The 18691-nt window shown below is 72.2% G+C and carries 15 protein-coding genes; 7 read left to right on the forward strand and 8 right to left on the reverse strand.

What is annotated here, in order from left to right; translation table 11 throughout:
* Nucleotides 1-2695: phosphoenolpyruvate carboxylase (gene ppc, locus RZ84_RS36550; RefSeq protein WP_241778055.1), on the reverse strand; the 2695-nt coding region annotated here is incomplete at its 3' end.
* A gap of 297 nt (nucleotides 2696-2992) precedes the next feature.
* Here ppc and RZ84_RS14500 point away from each other — a divergent pair.
* Both RZ84_RS14500 and RZ84_RS14505 read left to right on the forward strand, forming a co-directional pair.
* Entirely contained in the window at nucleotides 2993-4015 is a 1023-nt protein-coding gene (locus tag RZ84_RS14500) for an acyl-CoA desaturase (protein ID WP_043264675.1), read from the forward strand.
* Between the two features lie 7 nt (nucleotides 4016-4022).
* The gene (locus RZ84_RS14505) at nucleotides 4023-4724 is read left to right on the forward strand and encodes a TetR/AcrR family transcriptional regulator (protein ID WP_107068120.1); all 702 of its coding nucleotides are present in this window, start codon (nucleotides 4023-4025) and stop codon (nucleotides 4722-4724) included.
* A 147-nt stretch (nucleotides 4725-4871) separates the two neighbouring features.
* Here the strand turns inward: RZ84_RS14505 and RZ84_RS14510 are convergent, their stop codons facing one another.
* The gene (locus RZ84_RS14510; protein WP_043264676.1) at nucleotides 4872-5702 is read right to left on the reverse strand and encodes a trans-aconitate 2-methyltransferase; all 831 of its coding nucleotides are present in this window, start codon (nucleotides 5700-5702) and stop codon (nucleotides 4872-4874) included.
* 192 nt (nucleotides 5703-5894) lie between these two features.
* Here RZ84_RS14510 and RZ84_RS14515 point away from each other — a divergent pair, with 192 nt between their 5' ends.
* The 3 genes from RZ84_RS14515 to RZ84_RS14525 all read left to right on the forward strand — a co-directional run bounded on the left by RZ84_RS14515 (nucleotide 5895) and on the right by RZ84_RS14525 (nucleotide 9351).
* On the forward strand, nucleotides 5895-6392 hold the full coding sequence (locus tag RZ84_RS14515; RefSeq protein ID WP_043264677.1) for a MarR family winged helix-turn-helix transcriptional regulator: 498 nt from the start codon (nucleotides 5895-5897) through the stop codon (nucleotides 6390-6392).
* Nucleotides 6393-6494: 102 nt separating this feature from the next.
* A complete protein-coding gene (locus RZ84_RS14520) occupies nucleotides 6495-7277 on the forward strand; it encodes an SDR family NAD(P)-dependent oxidoreductase (protein ID WP_043264678.1) in 783 nt (260 codons plus the stop codon).
* A gap of 34 nt (nucleotides 7278-7311) precedes the next feature.
* Nucleotides 7312-9351 (forward strand): beta-galactosidase, encoded by a 2040-nt coding sequence (locus RZ84_RS14525; RefSeq protein ID WP_043264679.1) that lies wholly within the window; start codon nucleotides 7312-7314, stop codon nucleotides 9349-9351.
* 26 nt (nucleotides 9352-9377) lie between these two features.
* Here RZ84_RS14525 and RZ84_RS14530 read toward each other — a convergent pair whose 3' ends face one another.
* The 4 genes from RZ84_RS14530 to galT all read right to left on the reverse strand — a co-directional run bounded on the left by RZ84_RS14530 (nucleotide 9378) and on the right by galT (nucleotide 13720).
* Nucleotides 9378-10220 (reverse strand): response regulator transcription factor, encoded by an 843-nt coding sequence (locus RZ84_RS14530; RefSeq protein ID WP_043264680.1) that lies wholly within the window; start codon nucleotides 10218-10220, stop codon nucleotides 9378-9380.
* A gap of 223 nt (nucleotides 10221-10443) precedes the next feature.
* A complete protein-coding gene (galK, locus tag RZ84_RS14535) occupies nucleotides 10444-11679 on the reverse strand; it encodes a galactokinase (RefSeq protein WP_078893756.1) in 1236 nt (411 codons plus the stop codon).
* On the reverse strand, nucleotides 11676-12680 hold the full coding sequence (galE, locus tag RZ84_RS14540; RefSeq protein ID WP_043264681.1) for a UDP-glucose 4-epimerase GalE: 1005 nt from the start codon (nucleotides 12678-12680) through the stop codon (nucleotides 11676-11678). Before galE ends, galK begins: the two co-directional genes overlap by 4 nt.
* Nucleotides 12677-13720, reverse strand: coding sequence for a galactose-1-phosphate uridylyltransferase (gene galT, locus RZ84_RS14545; protein ID WP_043264682.1), 1044 nt, complete (start codon nucleotides 13718-13720; stop codon nucleotides 12677-12679). Before galT ends, galE begins: the two co-directional genes overlap by 4 nt.
* Before the next feature lie 287 nt (nucleotides 13721-14007).
* Between galT and RZ84_RS14550 the strand changes: the two genes are divergently transcribed.
* Both RZ84_RS14550 and RZ84_RS14555 read left to right on the forward strand, forming a co-directional pair.
* On the forward strand, nucleotides 14008-15675 hold the full coding sequence (locus RZ84_RS14550; RefSeq protein ID WP_043264683.1) for a sodium:solute symporter family protein: 1668 nt from the start codon (nucleotides 14008-14010) through the stop codon (nucleotides 15673-15675).
* A gap of 23 nt (nucleotides 15676-15698) precedes the next feature.
* Complete coding sequence (locus RZ84_RS14555; protein ID WP_043264684.1) at nucleotides 15699-16001, forward strand: hypothetical protein; 303 nt, start codon at nucleotides 15699-15701, stop codon at nucleotides 15999-16001.
* Here the strand turns inward: RZ84_RS14555 and RZ84_RS14560 are convergent.
* Nucleotides 15971-16657 (reverse strand): response regulator transcription factor, encoded by a 687-nt coding sequence (locus RZ84_RS14560; RefSeq protein WP_043264685.1) that lies wholly within the window; start codon nucleotides 16655-16657, stop codon nucleotides 15971-15973. The two genes, RZ84_RS14555 and RZ84_RS14560, sit on opposite strands and share 31 nt — an antisense overlap.
* A gap of 193 nt (nucleotides 16658-16850) precedes the next feature.
* Nucleotides 16851-18653 carry an ABC-F family ATP-binding cassette domain-containing protein gene (locus RZ84_RS14565; protein ID WP_043264686.1) on the reverse strand — a complete coding sequence of 601 codons (1803 nt, stop codon included), beginning with the start codon at nucleotides 18651-18653 and terminating at the stop codon, nucleotides 16851-16853.
* Nucleotides 18654-18691 lie beyond the last annotated feature (38 nt).

Below are 18691 nucleotides of genomic sequence, written 5' to 3' on the forward strand. Positions count from 1 at the left end.
TGACGGTCAGCAGCAGCGCGCGGGCGAGGACCGGATCGGCCTCCTCACCGCGGGCGGCGGCCTGGCGCTGGCGGTGCAGCAGGGAGACCTGGAGGTAGGAGATCGGGTCCAGGTAGGCGTCGCGGATGTGGAAGGTCTGCTTCAGGGCCGGGTTGGAGTCGAGGAGTTCGCGCTCTCCGGTGACCCGCAGGACTTCCTGGACGGTCAGTTCGTGCTCGGCCCTGATGACGTCGAAGACGTGCTTGAGCTCGTCGGGGACGAGGGTGTCGACGTAGTGGCCGGCGATCCGCAGGTCGGTCTTGGCGAGCGTCATCTCCACGTTGGAGAGGAAGTTGCGGAAGAAGTGCCAGTGCTCGTGCATCTCGTCCAGGACGCTGCCGAGCCCGGCCTCGCGGGCGGCCTTGAGGCCGGTGCCGACACCGAACCAGCCGGGGACGATCTGGCGGGACTGGGTCCAGCCGAAGACCCAGGGGATGGCGCGGAGTCCGTCGAGGCCGGCGCCGGAGTCCGGGCGGCGCGACGGGCGCGATCCCAGGTGCAGCTCGGCGAGCTGGTCCACCGGCGTGGAGGCGAAGAAGTACGCGGGCAGGTCGGGGTCCTCGACGAGGCGGCGGTAGGAGCCGTGGGCGGCGTCGGAGACGGTCTCCATGGCGGCGTCCCAGCGGGCCAGCGCCTCGTCGGACTGGCGGGGGGCGGTGTGCAGGGCGGATGCCTGGAGCGTGGCCGCGACGGTCAGTTCGAGGTTCTCCCGGGCCAGGGACGGGACCAGGTACTTGTCGGAGATGACCTCGCCCTGCTCGGTGACCTTGATCTCGCCTTCGAGGGTGCCGTAGGGCTGGGCGAGGATGGCGTCGTGCGAGGGGCCGCCGCCGCGGCCGACGGTGCCGCCGCGGCCGTGGAAGAGGCGCAGCCGTACGCCGTGCCGGTGGGCGACGTCGCGCAGCAGGCGCTGGGCGCGGTGGATCTCCCACTGGGAGGTGGTGATACCGCCGAACTTGGAGGAGTCCGAGTAGCCGAGCATGACCTCCTGGACGTCGCCGCGCAGGGCGACCAGCCGCCGGTAGGAGGGGTCGGCGAGCATCTCGTCCAGCAGCCGGTCGGCGATCTTGAGTTCGTCGGTGGTCTCCAGCAGCGGCACGATGCCGATCTTGGCCCAGCCGGCGTGCAGGTCGATCAGGCCGGCCTCGCGGGCCAGCACGGCGGCGGCGAAGACGTCGTCGGAGCCCTGGCACATGGAGATGATGTACGACTCGATGACCTCGGGGCCGAAGGTGTCCTTGGCCTTGAGGATGGTGCGGAAGACGCCGAGGGTCTTGGCGCCGGCCTCGTCGAGCGGGGCGGGCGTGGGGGCCAGCGGGCGGCGGGAGCGCAGTTCCTTGGCGAGGAGCTTGCGGCGGTAGTCGCGCGGCATGTCCACGTAACGCCAGGACTCCTCGCCGAGGCGGTCGAAGAGCTGGCCGAGGGCGTGGTGGTGGGCGTCGGCGTGCTCGCGGATGTCCATGGTGGCGAGCTGGAGGCCGAAGGCGGCGATGGTGCGCAGGGTGCGCTCCAGGCGGCCGTCGGCGATCAGGCCGCCGCGGTGCTCGCGCAGCGAGGTCTGGATGATCGCCAGGTCGTCGAGGAGCTCGGCGGTGCCCAGATAGTCGCGGCCGGGCACGTGCGGGGTGTCGGCGGCGAGCCGGTCGCGGGTGTTGAGCAGCTTCTGCCGGACGCAGGTGGCCTTGAGGCGGTAGGGCTCCTCGCTGTTGAGCCGCTTGTAGCGGGGGCTGATCTCCGGGAGGAGGTCGAGGTCCCGCCGGAGGGATTCCAGCAGCTCGTCGGTGGCGCCGCAGTTGCGGATGGAGTTGGAGAGCGCGCCGCGCAGCTCGTCGACGTGCTCCAGCGCGTCGGTGATCCCGTGCTCGTGCTGGAGGATCAGGACGTCCCAGGTCACCTGGGGGGTGACGTTGGGGTTGCCGTCGCGGTCGCCGCCGATCCAGGTGCCGAAGGTGAGCGGGCGGGTGCCGGCCGGGAGCTGGGCGCCGGCCCGCTCCAGCTCGGCGGCCAGGTCTTCGAGGACGTCGCCGACCGCGCCGCGGCCGAGCTCGTCGAGGTAGTAGATGGCGTTGCGGGCCTCGTCGGTGGGCTCCGGGCGGGCCACCCGCAGCTCGTCGGTCTGCCAGATGAGGTCGATGCTCTCGGCGAGGCGGAGGTCGGCGCGGCGGCGCTCGCCGGGGTCCGTACGGTCCAGGAGCTCGGCGACCCTGCGGAGCTTGGTGAGGACGGAGCGGCGGGCGGCCTCGGTGGGGTGGGCGGTGAAGACCGGGCGGACGCCGAGGTTGCCGGCGGTGGCCCGCAGGTGCTCGGGGTCGGCGTCCTTGAGCATGTCGGCGGTGCGGGCGAGGATGCCGCCCTCGGCGGCCCGCTTGGCCCGCAGCTCGCGACCGCGGTGCACCTGCTCGGTGACGTTGGCCAGGTGGAAGTACGTGGAGAAGGCGCGGACCAGCTTCGCGGCGGTGGCCAGGTCGGTGTCTCCGAGAAGCCGGGCGGCGGCTTCGCCGTCGGAGCGGGTCAGCGCGCGGACCTGCTCGACGAGGTCCAGCAGCTCCGGTCCCTCCTGCCGTACGAGGGTCTCGCCGAGGAGGTCGCCGAGGCGGCGGATGTCGGCGCGCAGCGCGATGTTGTCGCGGGCGGCGCCGTCGGGGTTTTCGGACACGTTCTCGGCGGGGGTGTTGTCGGCACTGCTCACAGGTGCGGCTCCTTGCAGTGATGGTGCAGTCATTGAGCACGTCTGGGCTTGTGGCGGACCGCGCTGTCCGACGCCCCCCAAGGATAGGTCTCCGCCATCGGCGGCGGATCACACCGTCCGCAGGGTGGGCACCCGCCGGGCCGGGCGGGGGCGGGGGCCTGTCACGGCCTTGCCCGTGGCGGTGTCACTGCCATACTTACGAGACCGTAGGTTACGGTCCCGTAGGCCGTAGCCGTGCCCCGAGCCCCCGACGAGGGACACCATATGAGCGCTGGTCCTGAAGCCGCCGAAGAGTCACCGCTACCGCTCGACGCGCCCGCCGGTTCTTCCGCACCCTCCCCGCTGCCGTCCGCGACGCTGGGCGGCGAGCAGCGCCGGTCGCTGGAACAGATCACCCTGCTGTTGTTCATCACCGTGCCGTTCCTGGCGCTGGTCGCCGCGGTGCCGCTGGCCTGGGGCTGGGGGGTGAGCTGGCTCGATCTCGGGCTGCTGACGGCGATGTACTTCATCGGCTGCCACGGCATCACCATCGGCTTCCACCGCTATTTCACGCACGGCGCCTTCAAGGCCCGGCGCCCGCTGCGGATCGCGCTGGCGATCATGGGGTCGCTGGCGGTGGAGGGCCCGCTGGTCCGCTGGGTGGCGGACCACCGCAAGCACCACAAGTTCTCCGACGCGGAGGGCGACCCGCACTCCCCCTGGCGCTTCGGCGAGACCCTGCCCGCGCTGATGAAGGGCCTGTGGTGGGCGCACGTGGGCTGGATGTTCGACAAGGAGCAGACCCCGCAGCAGAAGTACGCCCCCGACCTGATCAAGGACCCGGCGGTCCGGACCGTCTCCCGCCAGTTCATCCTGTGGACGACGGTGTCGCTGCTGATCCCGCCGCTGGTCGGCGGGCTGGCCACCGGGTCCTGGCAGGGCGCGCTGACCGCGTTCTTCTGGGGCTCCCTGGTGCGGGTGTCGCTGCTGCACCACGTCACCTGGTCGATCAACTCGATCTGCCACGCGGTCGGCAGGCGCCCGTTCAAGTCCCGTGATCGCTCCGGCAACGTGTGGTGGCTGGCGGTGCTGTCCTGCGGCGAGTCCTGGCACAACCTCCACCACGCGGACCCGACCTGCGCCCGGCACGGGGTCATGAAGGGCCAGCTGGACTCCAGCGCCCGGCTGATCCGCTGGTTCGAGCGGGCCGGCTGGGCGTACGACGTCCGCTGGCCGAACGCGGCGCGGCTCGACGCCCGGCGCAACGAGAACGCCCGAGGCAAGGAGAAGGCCGCGCAGGCGGCATGATTGACGGGTGGCGATCGACAGCAGCAGCGCGAACAACGGCAAGGGAAAATCCACCGCGTCCACCGCGTCCTCGGCGTCCGGGGGCCGGCGCGCGCGCCGGGTGCGGATGACCGGTGCGGAGCGCCGGGAGCAGCTGCTGGACATCGGCCGCACGCTGTTCGCCGAGCGGGGGTACGAGGGCACCTCCGTCGAGGAGATCGCCGCCAAGGCCGGCGTGTCCAAGCCCGTGGTCTACGAGCACTTCGGCGGCAAGGAGGGGCTGTACGCGGTGGTCGTGGACCGCGAGATGCGGCAGCTGCTGGACATGGTGACCGGTGCGCTGACCGCCGGCCATCCGCGCGAGCTGCTCGAACAGGCCGCGTTCGCGCTCCTCGACTACATCGAGACGTTCACGGACGGCTTCCGCATCCTGGTCCGCGACTCGCCGGTCGCCCAGTCGACCGGCACCTTCGCGTCCCTGATCAGCGATATCGCCACCCAGGTCGAGGACATCCTCGGCCTGGAGTTCAAGGCGCGCGGCTTCGACCCGAAGCTGGCCCCGCTGTACGCGCAGGCGCTGGTGGGCATGGTGGCGCTGACCGGTCAGTGGTGGGTCGACACCCGCAAGCCGAAGAAGGCGGAGGTGGCGGCGCATCTGGTGAACCTGGCGTGGCACGGGCTGGGCAATCTGGAGGCCAAGCCGCGGCTGATAGGGCACCGCAAGAACTAGATCCAGGAACAATCCGGGAACAGGGGGCCGGAGCCGGCGTGGGCGGTGCCGCGCCGGCCTCGAACCAGCAGCCTTCTCCATGCCTCCCCAGGCAGGCGGCGAGCTGGATGTGGGCCGAGGCCGGTGCTCGTGGCGGGTCGGGTGGGGTCAGGCGGTGGGGGTCGGGGGCTTCTGGGCCACGGCGAAGATGCGGCGGAAGGGGAACACCGTGCCGTGCCGGCCGGTGGGGTACGCCTCGCGCAGCGCGTCGCGGTATTCGGTGAGGAAGGCCTCCCGTGCCTCCGGATCGTTTTCGAGGACGGTGAGCACGGGGCGCAGGGCGGTGCCCTTGACCCAGTCCAGGACCGGGTCGTCGCCCTGGAGGAGCTGGACGTAGGTGGTTTCCCAGGCGTCGGTGAGGCAGCCGAGGTCGGTGAGGCGCTCCAGGTAGTCGGCGGGTTGCAGGATGTGGACGAAGCGGCGGCCGTGGCTGTCGAGGCGGTCGCGCCACTGCGGGGAGTCGCACAGTTCGCCGAGCAGGGCGTGACTGGGCGAGGTGAAGTTCCCGGGGACCTGGAAGGCAAACGTTCCGCCGGGGGTGAGCGCGTCGACCCAGCGGGCGAAGGAATCCGGGTGGTTGGGGACCCATTGCAGCGCGGCGTTGGAAATGATCAGGTCGAAAGGCTCTTCAGGCGTCCAGTCGGCGGCGTCGGCCGGAGCGAAGTCCAGGTGGCCGCCGCCGGGGGTCGGCCCGGCGTAGCTCTCGGCTTCCTTCAGCATCTCGGGTGAGTTGTCGAAGCCGGTGATGTGCGCGTCGGGCCAGCGGTCGGCGAGCTGGACCGTCACATTGCCCGGGCCGCAGCCCAGGTCGGCGATGCGGGCGGGGCGACCCGGCCGCGGCAGTTGCGGTATGCGGGCGAGAAGATCGTGGAAGGGCCGGGTGCGGTGCCCGGAGTGGTGCAGATACTGCTGTGGATCCCAGGTTGGTGCGTCGTGCATGTTCGAAAACCCCTCTGCTGATACAAGGGCCGGCACGTTCGGTTCCGGGTGCCGTCATAGTGCGCTGTGGCCGGCTCGGGTGGATTCCGAGCTCGCGGCGACGATTCCCAGTAGTCCAGGAAAATATATCTAGACGTCGAGATACTCTACGTCAAGAGACTTCACGTCGACAGACCCTTTACACTGATCGCCATGGAGGACGAGGTCGATCGACTGGTGGCAGCATGGCGCCGCGAGCGCCCGGACCTCGACGTGGAGCCGCTTGAGGTCCTCAGCCGCGTCTCCCGGCTGGCCAGACATCTGGACCGGGCCCGCCGCCTCGCCTTCTCCGAGGTGGGGCTGGAGCCCTGGGAGTTCGACGTGCTCACCGCGCTGCGGCGGGCCGGCGCGCCCTACCAGCTCTCCCCCGGCGCCCTGCTCACACAGACGCTGGTCACCTCCGGCACGATGACCAACCGCATCGACCGGCTGGCCAAGAAAGAGCTCGTCGAGCGGCTGCCCGACCCCAGCGACCGGCGCGGTGTGCTGGTCCGGCTGACCGCCAAGGGCCGCGACAAGGCCGACCAGTCCCTGGCCGGATTGCTCGCCCAGGAGCGGGCGATTCTGGCCGAGCTCTCACGGCAGCAGCGGCAGGAACTGGCCGGTCTGCTGCGGCGGTTGACCGGTCCGTTCGACAACATCCCGGGCTAGGGCCTGTCCGGCCCTGACCCGTCGGACCGGCCCTGGCACACCCATCCCGCGCGCCCCCGTGTCCTCTTGCCCGGCCGCCCCCGGGTGGGCTTGGATCGCGGTATGAGCCAGCACGAGACGCGCTCCCCGTACGGCAGGCGGTTCGCGGGCCGTACGGTCGTGGTGACCGGGGCGGCCGGCGGGATCGGGGCGGCGACCGCGGACCGGCTGGCGGCCGAGGGGGCCGGGGTGCTGCTGCTGGACATCGACGACGCGCGCGGCGAGCACACCGCGCGGCGGATCCAGGCGGCCGGCGGGCGGGCCTCGTACGAGCACTGCGATGTGGCCGACGAGGGCGACTGGCAGCGGGCCGTGGAGGCGGCGCGGCGGCGGTACGGCCCGGTGGACGGGCTGGTCGGCAACGCGTATCTGCGGTACGTCGCGGCGGCCGACGAGACGCCGGCGGCGGACTGGGAGCGGCAGTTGGCGGTGAATCTGACCGGCTCCTTTCTCGGCGTGCGGGCCGCGCTGGCGGATCTGCGGGCGCGCGGCGGGTCGGTGGTGCTGACGTCGTCGGTGCATGCGCTGGTGGGGCTGCCGGGGCGGCCCGCGTACGCCGCGTCCAAGGCCGGACTGACCGGGCTGGGGCGGCAGTTGGCGGTGGAGTACGGGCCCGAGGTGCGGGTCAACAGCGTGCTGCCGGGCCCGGTGCTGACCGCGGCCTGGGACGGCGTCGGGGAGGCGGACCGGCAGGCCAGCGCGGCGCAGACGGCGGCGCGGCGGCTGGGCCGGCCCGAGGAGGTCGCGGCGGCGATCGCGTTCCTGCTGTCCGACGAGGCGTCGTTCGTAACGGGGGCGAGCCTGGTCGTGGACGGCGGGTGGAGCGTGTACAAGAGCTCTTCGTGAGGGCGGGCACCGCGACTGCGACCCTGGGGGTCCGATGGGCATCCGATTCGGCGGCGACTACAACCCCGAGCAGTGGCCCGAGGAGGTGTGGGCCGAGGACCTGGCGCTGATGAAGGCGGCCCGGGTCACCACGGTCACGGCCGGGATCTTCTCCTGGGCGAAGGTCGAACCCCGGCCCGGGGAATGGGACTTCGGCTGGTTCGACCGGGTGCTGGACGGGCTGGCGGGGGTCGGGATCGAGGTGTGCCTGGCGACGATGACCGCCTCGCCGCCGCCCTGGCTGACCCGCGCGCACCCGGAGATCCTGCCGGAGGGGCCGGACGGCCGGCGCCGCTGGCCCGGGGCGCGGCAGCACTTCTGCCCGTCGAGCCCGGTCTACCGGGCGTACGCGGTACGGCTGGTGGAGCAGCTCGCCGCCCGGTACGCGGAGCATCCGGCGCTCGCCATGTGGCATGTGGGCAACGAGTACGGGTGCCACACCCGGCAGTGCTTCTGCGAGGTGTCGGCGGACGACTTCCGGGTCTGGCTGCGGACCCGCTACGGGAGCGTGGCGGCGCTCAACGACGCCTGGTCGACGGCCTTCTGGTCGCAGGCGTACGGGGACTTCGACGAGGTGCTGCCGCCGCGGACCGCACCCACCTTCCCCAACCCGGCGCAGCAGCTGGACTATCTGCGCTTTTGCGACCACGCGCTGCGGGCCTGCTATCTGGCCGAGAAGGCGGTGCTGGCGCGGCTGGCGCCGGGGGTGCCGGTCACCACCAACCTGATGCCGCAGCACAAGCCGGTCGACGCGTTCGGCTGGGCACCGCACCTGGACGCGATGGCGCTGGACTTCTACCAGGACCCGTTCGCGACGGACGAGCACATCCGGGCCGGGTACGTCTTCGACCTGATGCGGTCGGCGCGCGGCGGGCAGCCCTGGCTGCTGCTGGAGCAGGCGGCCGGCGCGGTCAACTGGCGGCCCCGGAACGGGCCCAAGCCGCCCGGCGCGATGCGGCTGTGGAGCTGGCAGGCGGTGGCGCAGGGGGCGGACGCGGTGCTGTTCTTCCAGTGGCGGCAGTCGCTGGGCGGGGCGGAGAAGTTCCACTCGGCGATGCTGCCGCACGGCGGAACGGACACCCGCACGTGGCGTGAAGTGGTCGATCTGGGCCGGGAGCTGGCATCGGTTCCGGGTATCGAGGGGACCCGGTCGCGGGCGTCGGCCGCGCTGCTGGCGGACTGGCACAGCTGGTGGGCGCTGGAGCTGGACTCCCGGCCGTCGACCGCGCTGGACCACTCCCGGATCGCGCTGGAGCACTACCGGCCGCTGTTCGAGGCGGGGGTGGCCTGCGACGTGGTGCCGCCGCAGCGGGAGTTGTCCGGCTACCGGCTGGTCGTGGTGCCGAACCTGTATCTGGTGACGGCCCGGGACGCGGAGCGGCTGGCGGCCTACGTACGGGACGGCGGGCGGCTGGTGGTGTCGTTCTTCTCGGGGATCGTCGACGAGCACGACCGGGTGCACCCGGGGGGCTATCCGGCGCCGCTGCGGGAACTGCTGGGGCTGCGGGTCACGGAGTTCTGGCCGCTGGCCGAGGGCCGTTCGGTGGCCGTCGGGGGTGGGGGTGCCTCCCTGGCCGGGAGGAGCCGAGACCTTGGGGGAGCGTACGCCGGGCGGGCGGACATGTGGTCGGAGGAGATCGAGCTGGCGGGGGCCGAGGCCCTCGCCCGCTTCACCGACGGCGAGCTGGCGGGGCGGCCCGCGGTGACCCGGCACGACTACGGGCGGGGCACCGTCTGGTACCTCGGCACCCGCCTCGAACCGGCGCTGCTGCGGGCCCTGTTGGACGACGTCCGCGAGGCCGCGGGGGTGGCGCCCGTACTGCCGGGGCTGCCGGCGGGGGTGCAGGCGGCCGTACGGGAGGGTGCCGGCGGGCGGTACCTGTTCCTGCTCAACCACGGGGCGAGAGCGGTGGAGGTGGGGCTGCCGGAGCCGATGCGGGACGCGCTGGCGCCCCGGGCGGCGGCCGTGGAGCAGGTGGCGCTGGCCGCCCGGGGCGTGGCCGTACTGACCGGTCCGGCGGCGGAGCCGGGCTGACCCCGTACGGGGCGCCGACCGCGGCCTCAGGGCAGCGTGACCGGGCCCGCCCCGGCCGGCTCCAGCTCGACCGGGCCGACCCCGGCCCGGCGGGCCAGGGCCACCGCCGCGAGGGTGGAGTGCACCCCGAGCTTGCCGAGCACGTTCTGCATGTGCGTACGGACCGTGTGCGGGGACAGGAACAGCCGCTCCGCGACCGCCTTGCGGCCCAGCCCGGCCACCATGCAGCGCAGCACCTCGCGCTCGCGCGGGGTCAGCGACTCCACCAGCCGCTCGCTCTCCGTACGGTGCCGGCGGGCGGGCGGCAACTCCCCCAGGACACCGGTCAGCAGGGCGGGCGGCAGATGCGTCTCGTCGCGCAGCACACCGCGGATGACCGCGAGCAGCCGGGAGAGCGAGCAGTCCTTGGCGACCCAGCCGGAGGCGCCGGCCAGGAGGGCGGCGGCAGCCCGGCGCGGGTCGTCGCGGTCGGCGAGCACCACCGTCCGCAGATACGGGTGGCTGGAGCGCAGCCCGGAGACCAGCGCGATGCCGTCCAGCGGGCAGCCGCGGGGCGCGCCCTCGCGGACCGCACCGTCGCGCACCGCGGCCTCGCGGACCGCACCGTCGCGCACCGCGGCCTCGCGGGGCGCGCCGTCGCGGGCGGACGGCTGCGGCGGCACCGCGAGCAGCGGCGCGGCCAGGTCGGCGTCCGCCAGCAGCACGTCGAAGCGGCGGCCGTCGGCGGCGGCCCGGTCCAGATTGCGCAGCGCCGCCGGGGCGCTGCCCGCCGCCGCGACGTCCACGTCCACTTCCGCGGCCAGCGCGGCGGCCAGGGATTCGGCGAAGATGCGGTGGTCGTCGACCACCAGAACCCGGATTCGTTGCACAGAGACCCCCTGTCTCGGTGAACGGACCATAGCGGGCACAGCGCCCGGATTGAAGATCGCCTCGATCGCACGGCCGCCGCCGCGCCCGCCTGGCCACCCCACCCCGGGCGCCGCGCCCGTACGGTCTCGCCCCCTGAAACGGCGCCGGCCCCCACCGGCACCGGATCAAGCCTACGGACGGGGCGCGGTCCGGGAGGGCGAATGGCCGAACTGGCCGGACGAGTCAGCCGGAACCGCCGGACCGCCCGCCCGCCGGGGCGTCTCGGCGCTGCCCGACGGCCTCGTCCGGCAGACGGCGTGCGCCGGCGCTGGGGACGGCCGGGAAGATCCGCGGCGCGGTGTACCCGGCCGCCGCGAACGCCGCGGTGACCGCGTCGGCGACCGGCCCTGCCGCGCGCTCCTCGACGAGCACCACCGCCGAGCCGCCGAAACCGCCGCCGGTCATCCGGGCGCCCAGCGCACCCGCCGCGTTGGCGGTGTCGACGGCGAGGTCGAGTTCGGCGCAGGAGACCGCGAAGTCGTCGCGGAGCGAGGCGTGTCCGGCGGTCAGCAGCGGGCCGACGGCGCGGATGTCGCCGGCGTCGAGGAGGGCGACGACCTGTTCCACACGGTGGTTCTCGGTGACGACGTGGCGGACGAGGGAACGGACCACGGGATCGTCAAGTCTGTCGAGCGCCACGAGCAGATGCACGTACGGCACATCGCGCAGGGCGCGCACACCGAGCGCCCGCGCACCGCGTTCGCAGCCGGCGCGCCGCGCCGCGTACGCGCCGTCGCCGAGTTCGTGCCGGACGCCGGTGTCGACCACCAGGAGCCGCAGCCCCTCCCCCGCCAAATCGAACGGGACGTGACGGTAGTTGAGGTCCCGGGTGTCCAGGAAGAGGGCGTGCCCGGCGGTGCAGCAGGCGGCGGCGGTCTGGTCCATGATCCCGCAGGGCACGCCGACGAACGCGTTCTCCGCCCGCTGGGCGATCCGGGCCAACTCCCGCGGGGCCAGGCCGAGTCCGTAGAGGTCGTCGAGGGCGAGGGCGGTGGCGACCTCCAGGGCCGCCGAGGAGGACAGCCCGGCGCCGGTGGGCACCGTGCTCTCGTAGTGCAGGTCCGCGCCGCCCACCGGCAGCCCGGCCTCCCGCAGCGCCCGGACGACGCCCGCCGGGTAGGCCGCCCATCCCGCGGTGGCGGTCGGTGCGTCGCCGCGCAGCGCGTCGGGGCGCAGCTCGGTGATGCCGCCGCCGGCGCCGGCCGAGTGCAGGCGCAGCACGCCGTCGGGGCGGGGCGCGGCGGCGGCCAGGGTGGTGTGCGGGAGGGCCAGCGGCATCACGAAGCCGTCGTTGAAGTCGGTGTACTCACCGATCAGGTTGACCCGGCCGGGCGCCGCCCAGACGCCGTGCGGCTCCGCCCCGTACACCTCGCGGAAGGCCGCCGCCGTCCGCGGAGCGCCGTGCTCCGTCTCCGTCACACGGACTCCTTCGGCGGGTGCGGCAGGTCCTCGGCCTCCGCACGGGCGGTGCGCCGGGCGAACTGCCAGGCATCGGCGATGATTCCGGCGAGGTCGGCGCGGCTGGGGCGCCAGCCGAGCCGGTCGATGGCGGTCCGTGCGGAGGCCACCAGCACGGCCGGGTCGCCGCCGCGGCGCGGGGCGGCGATCTCCGGGACGGGGTGCCCGGTGACCTTGCGGACGGTCTCGATGACCTCGCGTACGGAGAAGCCGTTGCCGTTGCCGAGGTTGCAGATGAGGTGTTCGCCGGGCCGCGCCGCCGCCAGGGCGAGCAGGTGGGCCTCCGCGAGGTCGGCGACGTGGATGTAGTCGCGGATACAGGTGCCGTCGGGGGTCGGGTAGTCGTCGCCGTAGACGGAGATCGCCTCGCGGCGGCCCTGGGCGACCTGGAGGACCAGCGGGATCAGGTGCGACTCGGGGTCGTGGCGCTCGCCGCAACTGCCGTAGGCGCCGGCGACGTTGAAGTAGCGCAGCGAGACGGCGGCCAGGCCGTGCGCGGCGGCGGCACCGCTGATCATGTGGTCGACGGCGAGCTTGGAGGCGCCGTACGGGGAGGTGGGGGCGGTCGGGTCGGTCTCGGTGATCGGGGTGCCGACCGGCTCGCCGTAGGTCGCGGCGGTGGAGGAGAAGACCAGCCGGCGCACTCCGGCCTCGCGCATCGCGGTGAGCAGCTCCATGGTGCCGCCGACGTTGTTGCGCCAGTACTTCTCCGGGTGCACGACGGACTCGCCGACCTGGGAGAACGCGGCGAAGTGCAGCACCGCGTGGTACGAGGCGTCCAGCCAGCGGCCGGCGTCGCGGATGTCGCCCTCGATGAACGCGGCGCCCGCCGGGACCCCCTCCCGGAAGCCGGTGGAGAGGTTGTCGAGGACCGTCACGGTGTGGCCGGCCTCCAGCAGATGCTGGGCCACCACGCTGCCCACATAGCCGGCACCTCCGGTGACCAGGTACTTCTCGCTCACTCGCTCGCTACCTCTCGCAGTCGGTCCGCCGCGGCCTCCGGCGGCACGTCGTTGATGAACACGTTCATGCCGGACTCCGAACCCGCGAGGAACTTCAGCTTGCCGGAAGTCCTGCGGATGGTGAAAAGCTCCAGATGGAGCGCGAACTGGGAGCGGTCCGCGGCGTGCACGGGCGCCTGGTGCCAGGCGGAGATGTACGGCGTGGGGGCCGCCGCGGGCCCGAATAGCCGGTCGAAGCGCCGCAAGACTTCCAGGTAGAGCTGTGGGAATTCGGTGCGCGCCGCCCCGTCGAGGGCGAGCAGGTCGGGGACCCGCTGCTTGGGGTAGAGGTGCACCTCGTACGGCCAGCGGGCGGCGTACGGGACGAAGGCCGCCCAGTGCTCGCCTTCGAGGACGATCCGGCGGCCGTCGGCGAGCTCGTCGGCGAGGACGTCGTCGAAGAGGTTGCGGCCGGTGGCCCGGCGGTGCGCGGCGAGGGAGGCGAGCATCCGCTCCGTGCGCGGGGTGGTGAAGGGGTAGGCGTAGATCTGGCCGTGCGGGTGGCCGAGCGTGACGCCGATCTCGGCGCCGCGGTTCTCGAAGCAGAACACCTGCTGGACGCCGGGGAGTTGGGAGAGTTCCGCGGTGCGGTCGGTCCAGGCTTCGAGGACCAGGGCGGCCTGTTCCGCGGTGAGGTCGGCGAACGAGGCGTCGTGGTCGGAGGTGAAGCAGACCACCTCGCAGCGGCCGTGGTCGCCGGCGAGGGAGGGGAAGCGGTTCTCGAAGACCGCGACGTCGTAGTCGGCGGCGGGGATCTCGGTGTGCCGGCCGTCGCGGGAGGGGCACAGCGGGCACTCGTCGGCCGGCGGGTGGTAGGTGCGGGCCTGGCGGTGCGAGGCGATGGCCACGGATTCGCCGAGGAGGCGGTCGTGGCGGATCTCGGCGGCGGTGGAGACCGGGTCGAGGGGGCGGCCGTCGGGGGCGGCGCGGACCACGTCGTCGGATGCGTCGTAGTAGATCAACTCCCGGCCGTCCGCGAGCCGGGTCGTCGTCTTCTTCACCGGTAGCTCCTCACCGCACCCAAACAGAAACAAACACAATGAAGCACAAGCGAACAGATGCGTCAATGTGCGGTCGGTGCGCGGGCAGTGACAAGCGCAAAGCGCCCACCTCCCGCCGAACAACCCGCGGGCGCTCACAGACCGATCACGATCCAACAAGGGAAACGAACAAAACTATTCAGTTTTCGGCCGACCGCGCGTACGTTTCTGTGCGTTCGTTTCTGTGCGTTCGCATCGCGCGCACCGCTGTGCCCCGAAAAGGCCGTGCTCCCCGAAAAGAGTCCCTCATGATCACTCTGGCCGAAGGGCTGAGACTCCCGACCAACGGGCTCGACTACACGATCCTGGCCATCTACTTCGTCGTCGTCCTCGGCATCGGCTTCGCCGCCCGGCGCAGCGTGCGGACGAGCCTGGACTTCTTCCTCTCCGGGCGGTCGCTGCCCGCCTGGGTCACCGGACTCGCCTTCGTCGCCGCCAACCTGGGCGCCACCGAGATACTCGGGATGGCGGCGACCGGCGCGCAGTACGGCGTCGCGGTCGTCCACTGGTACTGGATCGGCGCCATCCCGGCCATGGTCTTCCTCGGCCTGGTCATGATGCCCTTCTACTACCGCTCGAAGGTCCGCTCCGTACCGGAGTTCCTGCTCCAGCGCTTCGACAAGTCGGCGCACCTGCTCAGCTCGGTACTGTTCGCCTTCGCCGCCGTCCTGATCGCGGGCGTGAACCTCTACGCGCTGTCGATCGTCGTCGAGGCGCTGCTCGGCTGGCCGCAGTGGGTGGCCATCGTCGTCGCCGGGCTGTTCGTCCTCGCGTACATCACGGTCGGCGGGCTCTCCTCGGCGATCTACAACGAGGTGCTCCAGTTCTTCGTGATCCTCGCCGCGCTCATCCCGCTGGTCGTCCTCGGCCTCAAGCGGGTCGGCGGCTGGGGCGGTCTGACCCACTCGCTCACCTCGTCACATGGCAGCAACTTCCTTACGGCCTGGGGCGGTACGGGCATCGGCCAGGCCAACCCGCTGGGCGCCAACTGGCTGACGATCGTCCTCGGCCTGGGCTTCGTGCTCTCCTTCGGCTACTGGACCACCAACTTCGCCGAGGTGCAGCGCGCGCTGTCCGCGAAGAACCTGTCCGCCGCGCAGCGCACCCCGCTCATCGCCGCCTTCCCGAAGATGTTCATCGTCTTCCTGGTGATGATCCCGGGCCTGGTCGCCGCCGTGCTCGTACCGAAGATCGGTGCCCCGGGCGGGCTCCAGTACAACGACGCGATCCCCTACCTCATGCAGGAGCTGCTGCCCAACGGCGTGCTGGGCATCGCCGTCACCGGTCTGCTCGCCGCGTTCATGGCCGGCATGGCGGCCAACGTCTCGTCCTTCAACACCGTCTTCACGTACGACATCTGGGCCAAGTACGTGAAGCGGGACCGGCCGGACGGCCACTACCTGCGCTTCGGCCGGCTGATCACCGCGATCGGTGTGCTGGCCTCGATCGGCACCGCGTTCATCGCCTCGTCGTTCTCCAACATCATGGGCTACCTCCAGACCCTGTTCTCCTTCTTCAACGTGCCGATGTTCGTGGTCTTCATCATCGGCATGTTCTGGAAGCGGGCCTCGATGAAGTCCGGTGTCTGGGGCCTGCTCGCCGGCACCACCGCCGCGATGGTCAACTACTTCTGGATCTACAAGCAGCATGTGATCTCCATCCCGACCGACCAGGGCGCCAACTTCGTCTCCGCGATCGTCGGCTTCGTCGCGGGCGCGGCGGTCATGGTCGTCGTCACGCTCTTCACGGAGCCCAGGCCGCCGGCCGAACTCGCCGGGTTGGTATACGGAACTACCGCGCCCGGTCAGGAAGAGCTTCCCGCCGAAGGCGACGACGCCTGGTACCGCAAGCCCGCACTGCTCGGCTGGGGCGCCGTCGCCCTCGCCGCGCTGTGCTACCTGCCCTACTCGCTCTGAACCGCTCTGACCGGAGACCCGTCATGTCTGAACTGCAGCACGAAGTGACCGAGTTGGAACGCAGGTCGGCCACCGCCGCCCGGCTCTTCGACATCCGCCGGATCATCGGCGGCCTGTTCGTCGTCTACGGCGTGATCGTCACCGTCGCCGGCCTCATGGCCTCCGACGGGGACCTCCACAAGGCCCAGGGCATCAACATCAACCTCTGGACCGGCGGCGGCATGCTCGCGCTCGGCGTGTGCTTCCTGGTGTGGCTGAAGCTGCGGCCGATAGTGCCGCCGCCGGCGGCGGAGCCTCAGGACGAGGAGCGCGGCGAGGGGGACTGAGCCCGCTCCAGCAGGCCGGTGCGGGCGGCCAGCGCCGCCGCCTCCAGCCGGGAGCCCACCTCCAGCTTCATCAGCACCCGCTGGACGTGCGTGCGCGCGGTACTGGGCGCGATGTCCATCCCCGCGGCGATCACCCGGGTGTCCTCGCCGTCCGCGACCCGCATCAGCACCTCGACCTCCCGCGGGGTGAGCAGCTGGAGCAGCCGCGCGCCCTCGTCGTCGGGCTGGGCGGAGGGGTGCAGCAGCTCCTCGAAGGCGTGCTGGAGCAGCTGCGGCGCGACCGCCGCCTCGCCCGCCCGCGCCTTGATCATGGCCCGTTCGACGCCCTCGATCCGCTCGTCGTTGCGGACGTAGCCGGAGGCCCCGGCGGCGAAGGCGGCGGCGATCCCGCGCGGGCTGGGCACCGGCCCGAGCACCACCACCGCGACCTGCGGGCGCTCCTTCTTGATCCGGACGACCGGATCGAACGCCCCCGGCTCGGCGGGCCCCGCGGTGCCCAGCAGGCACACCTCGGGCGCCCGGCTCACCACCAGGTCCGCGGCCCCGGCGCTGGGCGCCGCCGCGGCCAGGACGCGGTGCCCGCGCAGCTTGAGGGCCGAGGCGAGCGCCTCGGCGAGCAGCCGGTGATCGTCGACCACCATGAGCCGTACGCCCATCGGGCAATCCCCCTCCACTCCCCGGCCCGGCCATGTGTCCCCGGGAAGCTACACGCTCGGCAGGCGATGCGCGCCCCCCGCAGGGAGGAAGACCACCGGAACGCGGGAATCCCGGCCACCCGGGGCGGGCTGCCGCCCGTTCCGCACGGGCGGGCGGCGGCCCCGGCGGCCGGGAAAGGCGCCCTGCCGGGTGTCAGGCGTCCTCCGCCAGCTCCAGCCAGCGCATCTCCAACTCCTCGCGCTGGGCGGCGAGTTCACGCAGTTCGGCGTCGAGTCCGGCGACCTTCTCGAAGTCGGTGGCGTGCTCGGCGAGCTGCGCGTGGACCGCGGACTCCTTGTCCCCGATCTTGTCCAGTTGCCGCTCGATCCGCTGGAGTTCCTTCTGCGCCGCGCGGTTGACGGCGGCCGGCTTCTTCGGGGCCGCGGCGGCCGGCTGGGCAGGCGCCGGCACCGCCGCCTCGATCATCTTCCGGCGCCGCTCCAGGTACTCATCCAGGCCGCGCGGCAGCATCCGCAGGGTGGCGTCCCCGAGGAGCGCGAAGACCCGGTCGGTGGTGCGCTCGACGAAGTACCGGTCGTGGCTGATGACGATCAGCGAGCCGGGCCAGCCGTCGAGCAGGTCCTCCAGCTGCGTCAGCGTCTCGATGTCCAGGTCGTTGGTCGGCTCGTCCAGGAACAGCACGTTCGGCTCGTCCATCAGCAGCCGCAGGATCTGGAGCCGGCGCCGCTCACCGCCCGAGAGGTCGCCGACCGGCGTCCACTGCTTCTCCTTCGTGAAGCCGAACTTCTCGCACAGCTGCCCCGCGGTCATCTCCCGGCCCTTGCCGAGGTCGACCCGGTCGCGCACCTGCTGGACGGCCTCCAGGACCCGTACGGCCGGGTCCAGTTCGCCGACCTCCTGCGAGAGGTACGCCAGCTTCACGGTCTTGCCGACGACGACCCTGCCCGCCGCGGGCTGGGTCTCGCCCTCCGTACGGGCCGCCGCGGCGAGCGTCCGCAGCAGCGAGGTCTTCCCCGCGCCGTTGACACCCACCAGACCGATCCGGTCCCCCGGCCCCAGCTGCCACGTCAGATGCTTCAGCAACATCTTCGGCCCGGCCTGGACGGAGACGTCCTCCAACTCGAAGACGGTCTTGCCGAGCCTGGAGCCGGCGAACTTCATCAACTCGGCGCTGTCCCGCGGCGGCGGCACATCCGCGATCAGCTCGTTGGCGGCCTCGATCCGGAACCGCGGCTTGCTGGTCCGCGCCGGCGCACCGCGCCGCAGCCACGCCAGCTCCTTCCGCATCAGGTTCTGCCGCTTGGCCTCCTCGGAGGCGGCGATCCGCTCCCGCTCGGCCCGCGCGAAGACGTAGTCGGAGTAGCCGCCCTCGTACTCGTGGACGGCGCCCCGCTGCACATCCCACATCCGCGTCGCCACCTGGTCCAGGAACCACCGGTCGTGGGTGACGACCACCAGCGCGGACCGCCGCGCCCCCAGATGCCGCGCAAGCCACGAGATCCCTTCCACATCAAGGTGGTTGGTCGGCTCGTCGAGCACGATCAGGTCCTGCTCGGCGATCAGCAGCTTGGCGAGCGCGATCCGCCGCCGCTCACCGCCGGACAGCGGCCCGATCACGGTGTCCAGCCCCTGATCGAACCCCGGCAGGTGCAGATCCCCGAACAGCCCGGTCAGCACGTCCCGGATCTTGGCGTTACCGGCCCACTCGTGGTCGGCGAGATCACCGATCACCTCGTGCCGGATGGTGGCGGCCGGGTCCAGCGAATCGTGCTGGGTGAGCACGCCGAGCCGCAGACCGCCGGCGTGCGTGACCCGGCCCGCGTCGGCGGACTCCAGCTTGGCGAGGATCCGGATCAGGGTGGTCTTGCCGTCGCCGTTACGGCCGACGACGCCGATCCGGTCGCCCTCATTGACGCCGAGGGAGACACCGTCGAGCAGCGCACGGGTCCCGTACACCTTGTCGACGGCTTCCAGATTGACGAGGTTGACGGCCATCTCACTCCTGGTCTGTGCGTCCCCGGACGGGGCTCGGT

The organism is Streptomyces sp. CT34 (assembly GCF_000805335.1).
Classification (GTDB): Bacteria; Actinomycetota; Actinomycetes; order Streptomycetales; family Streptomycetaceae; genus Streptomyces.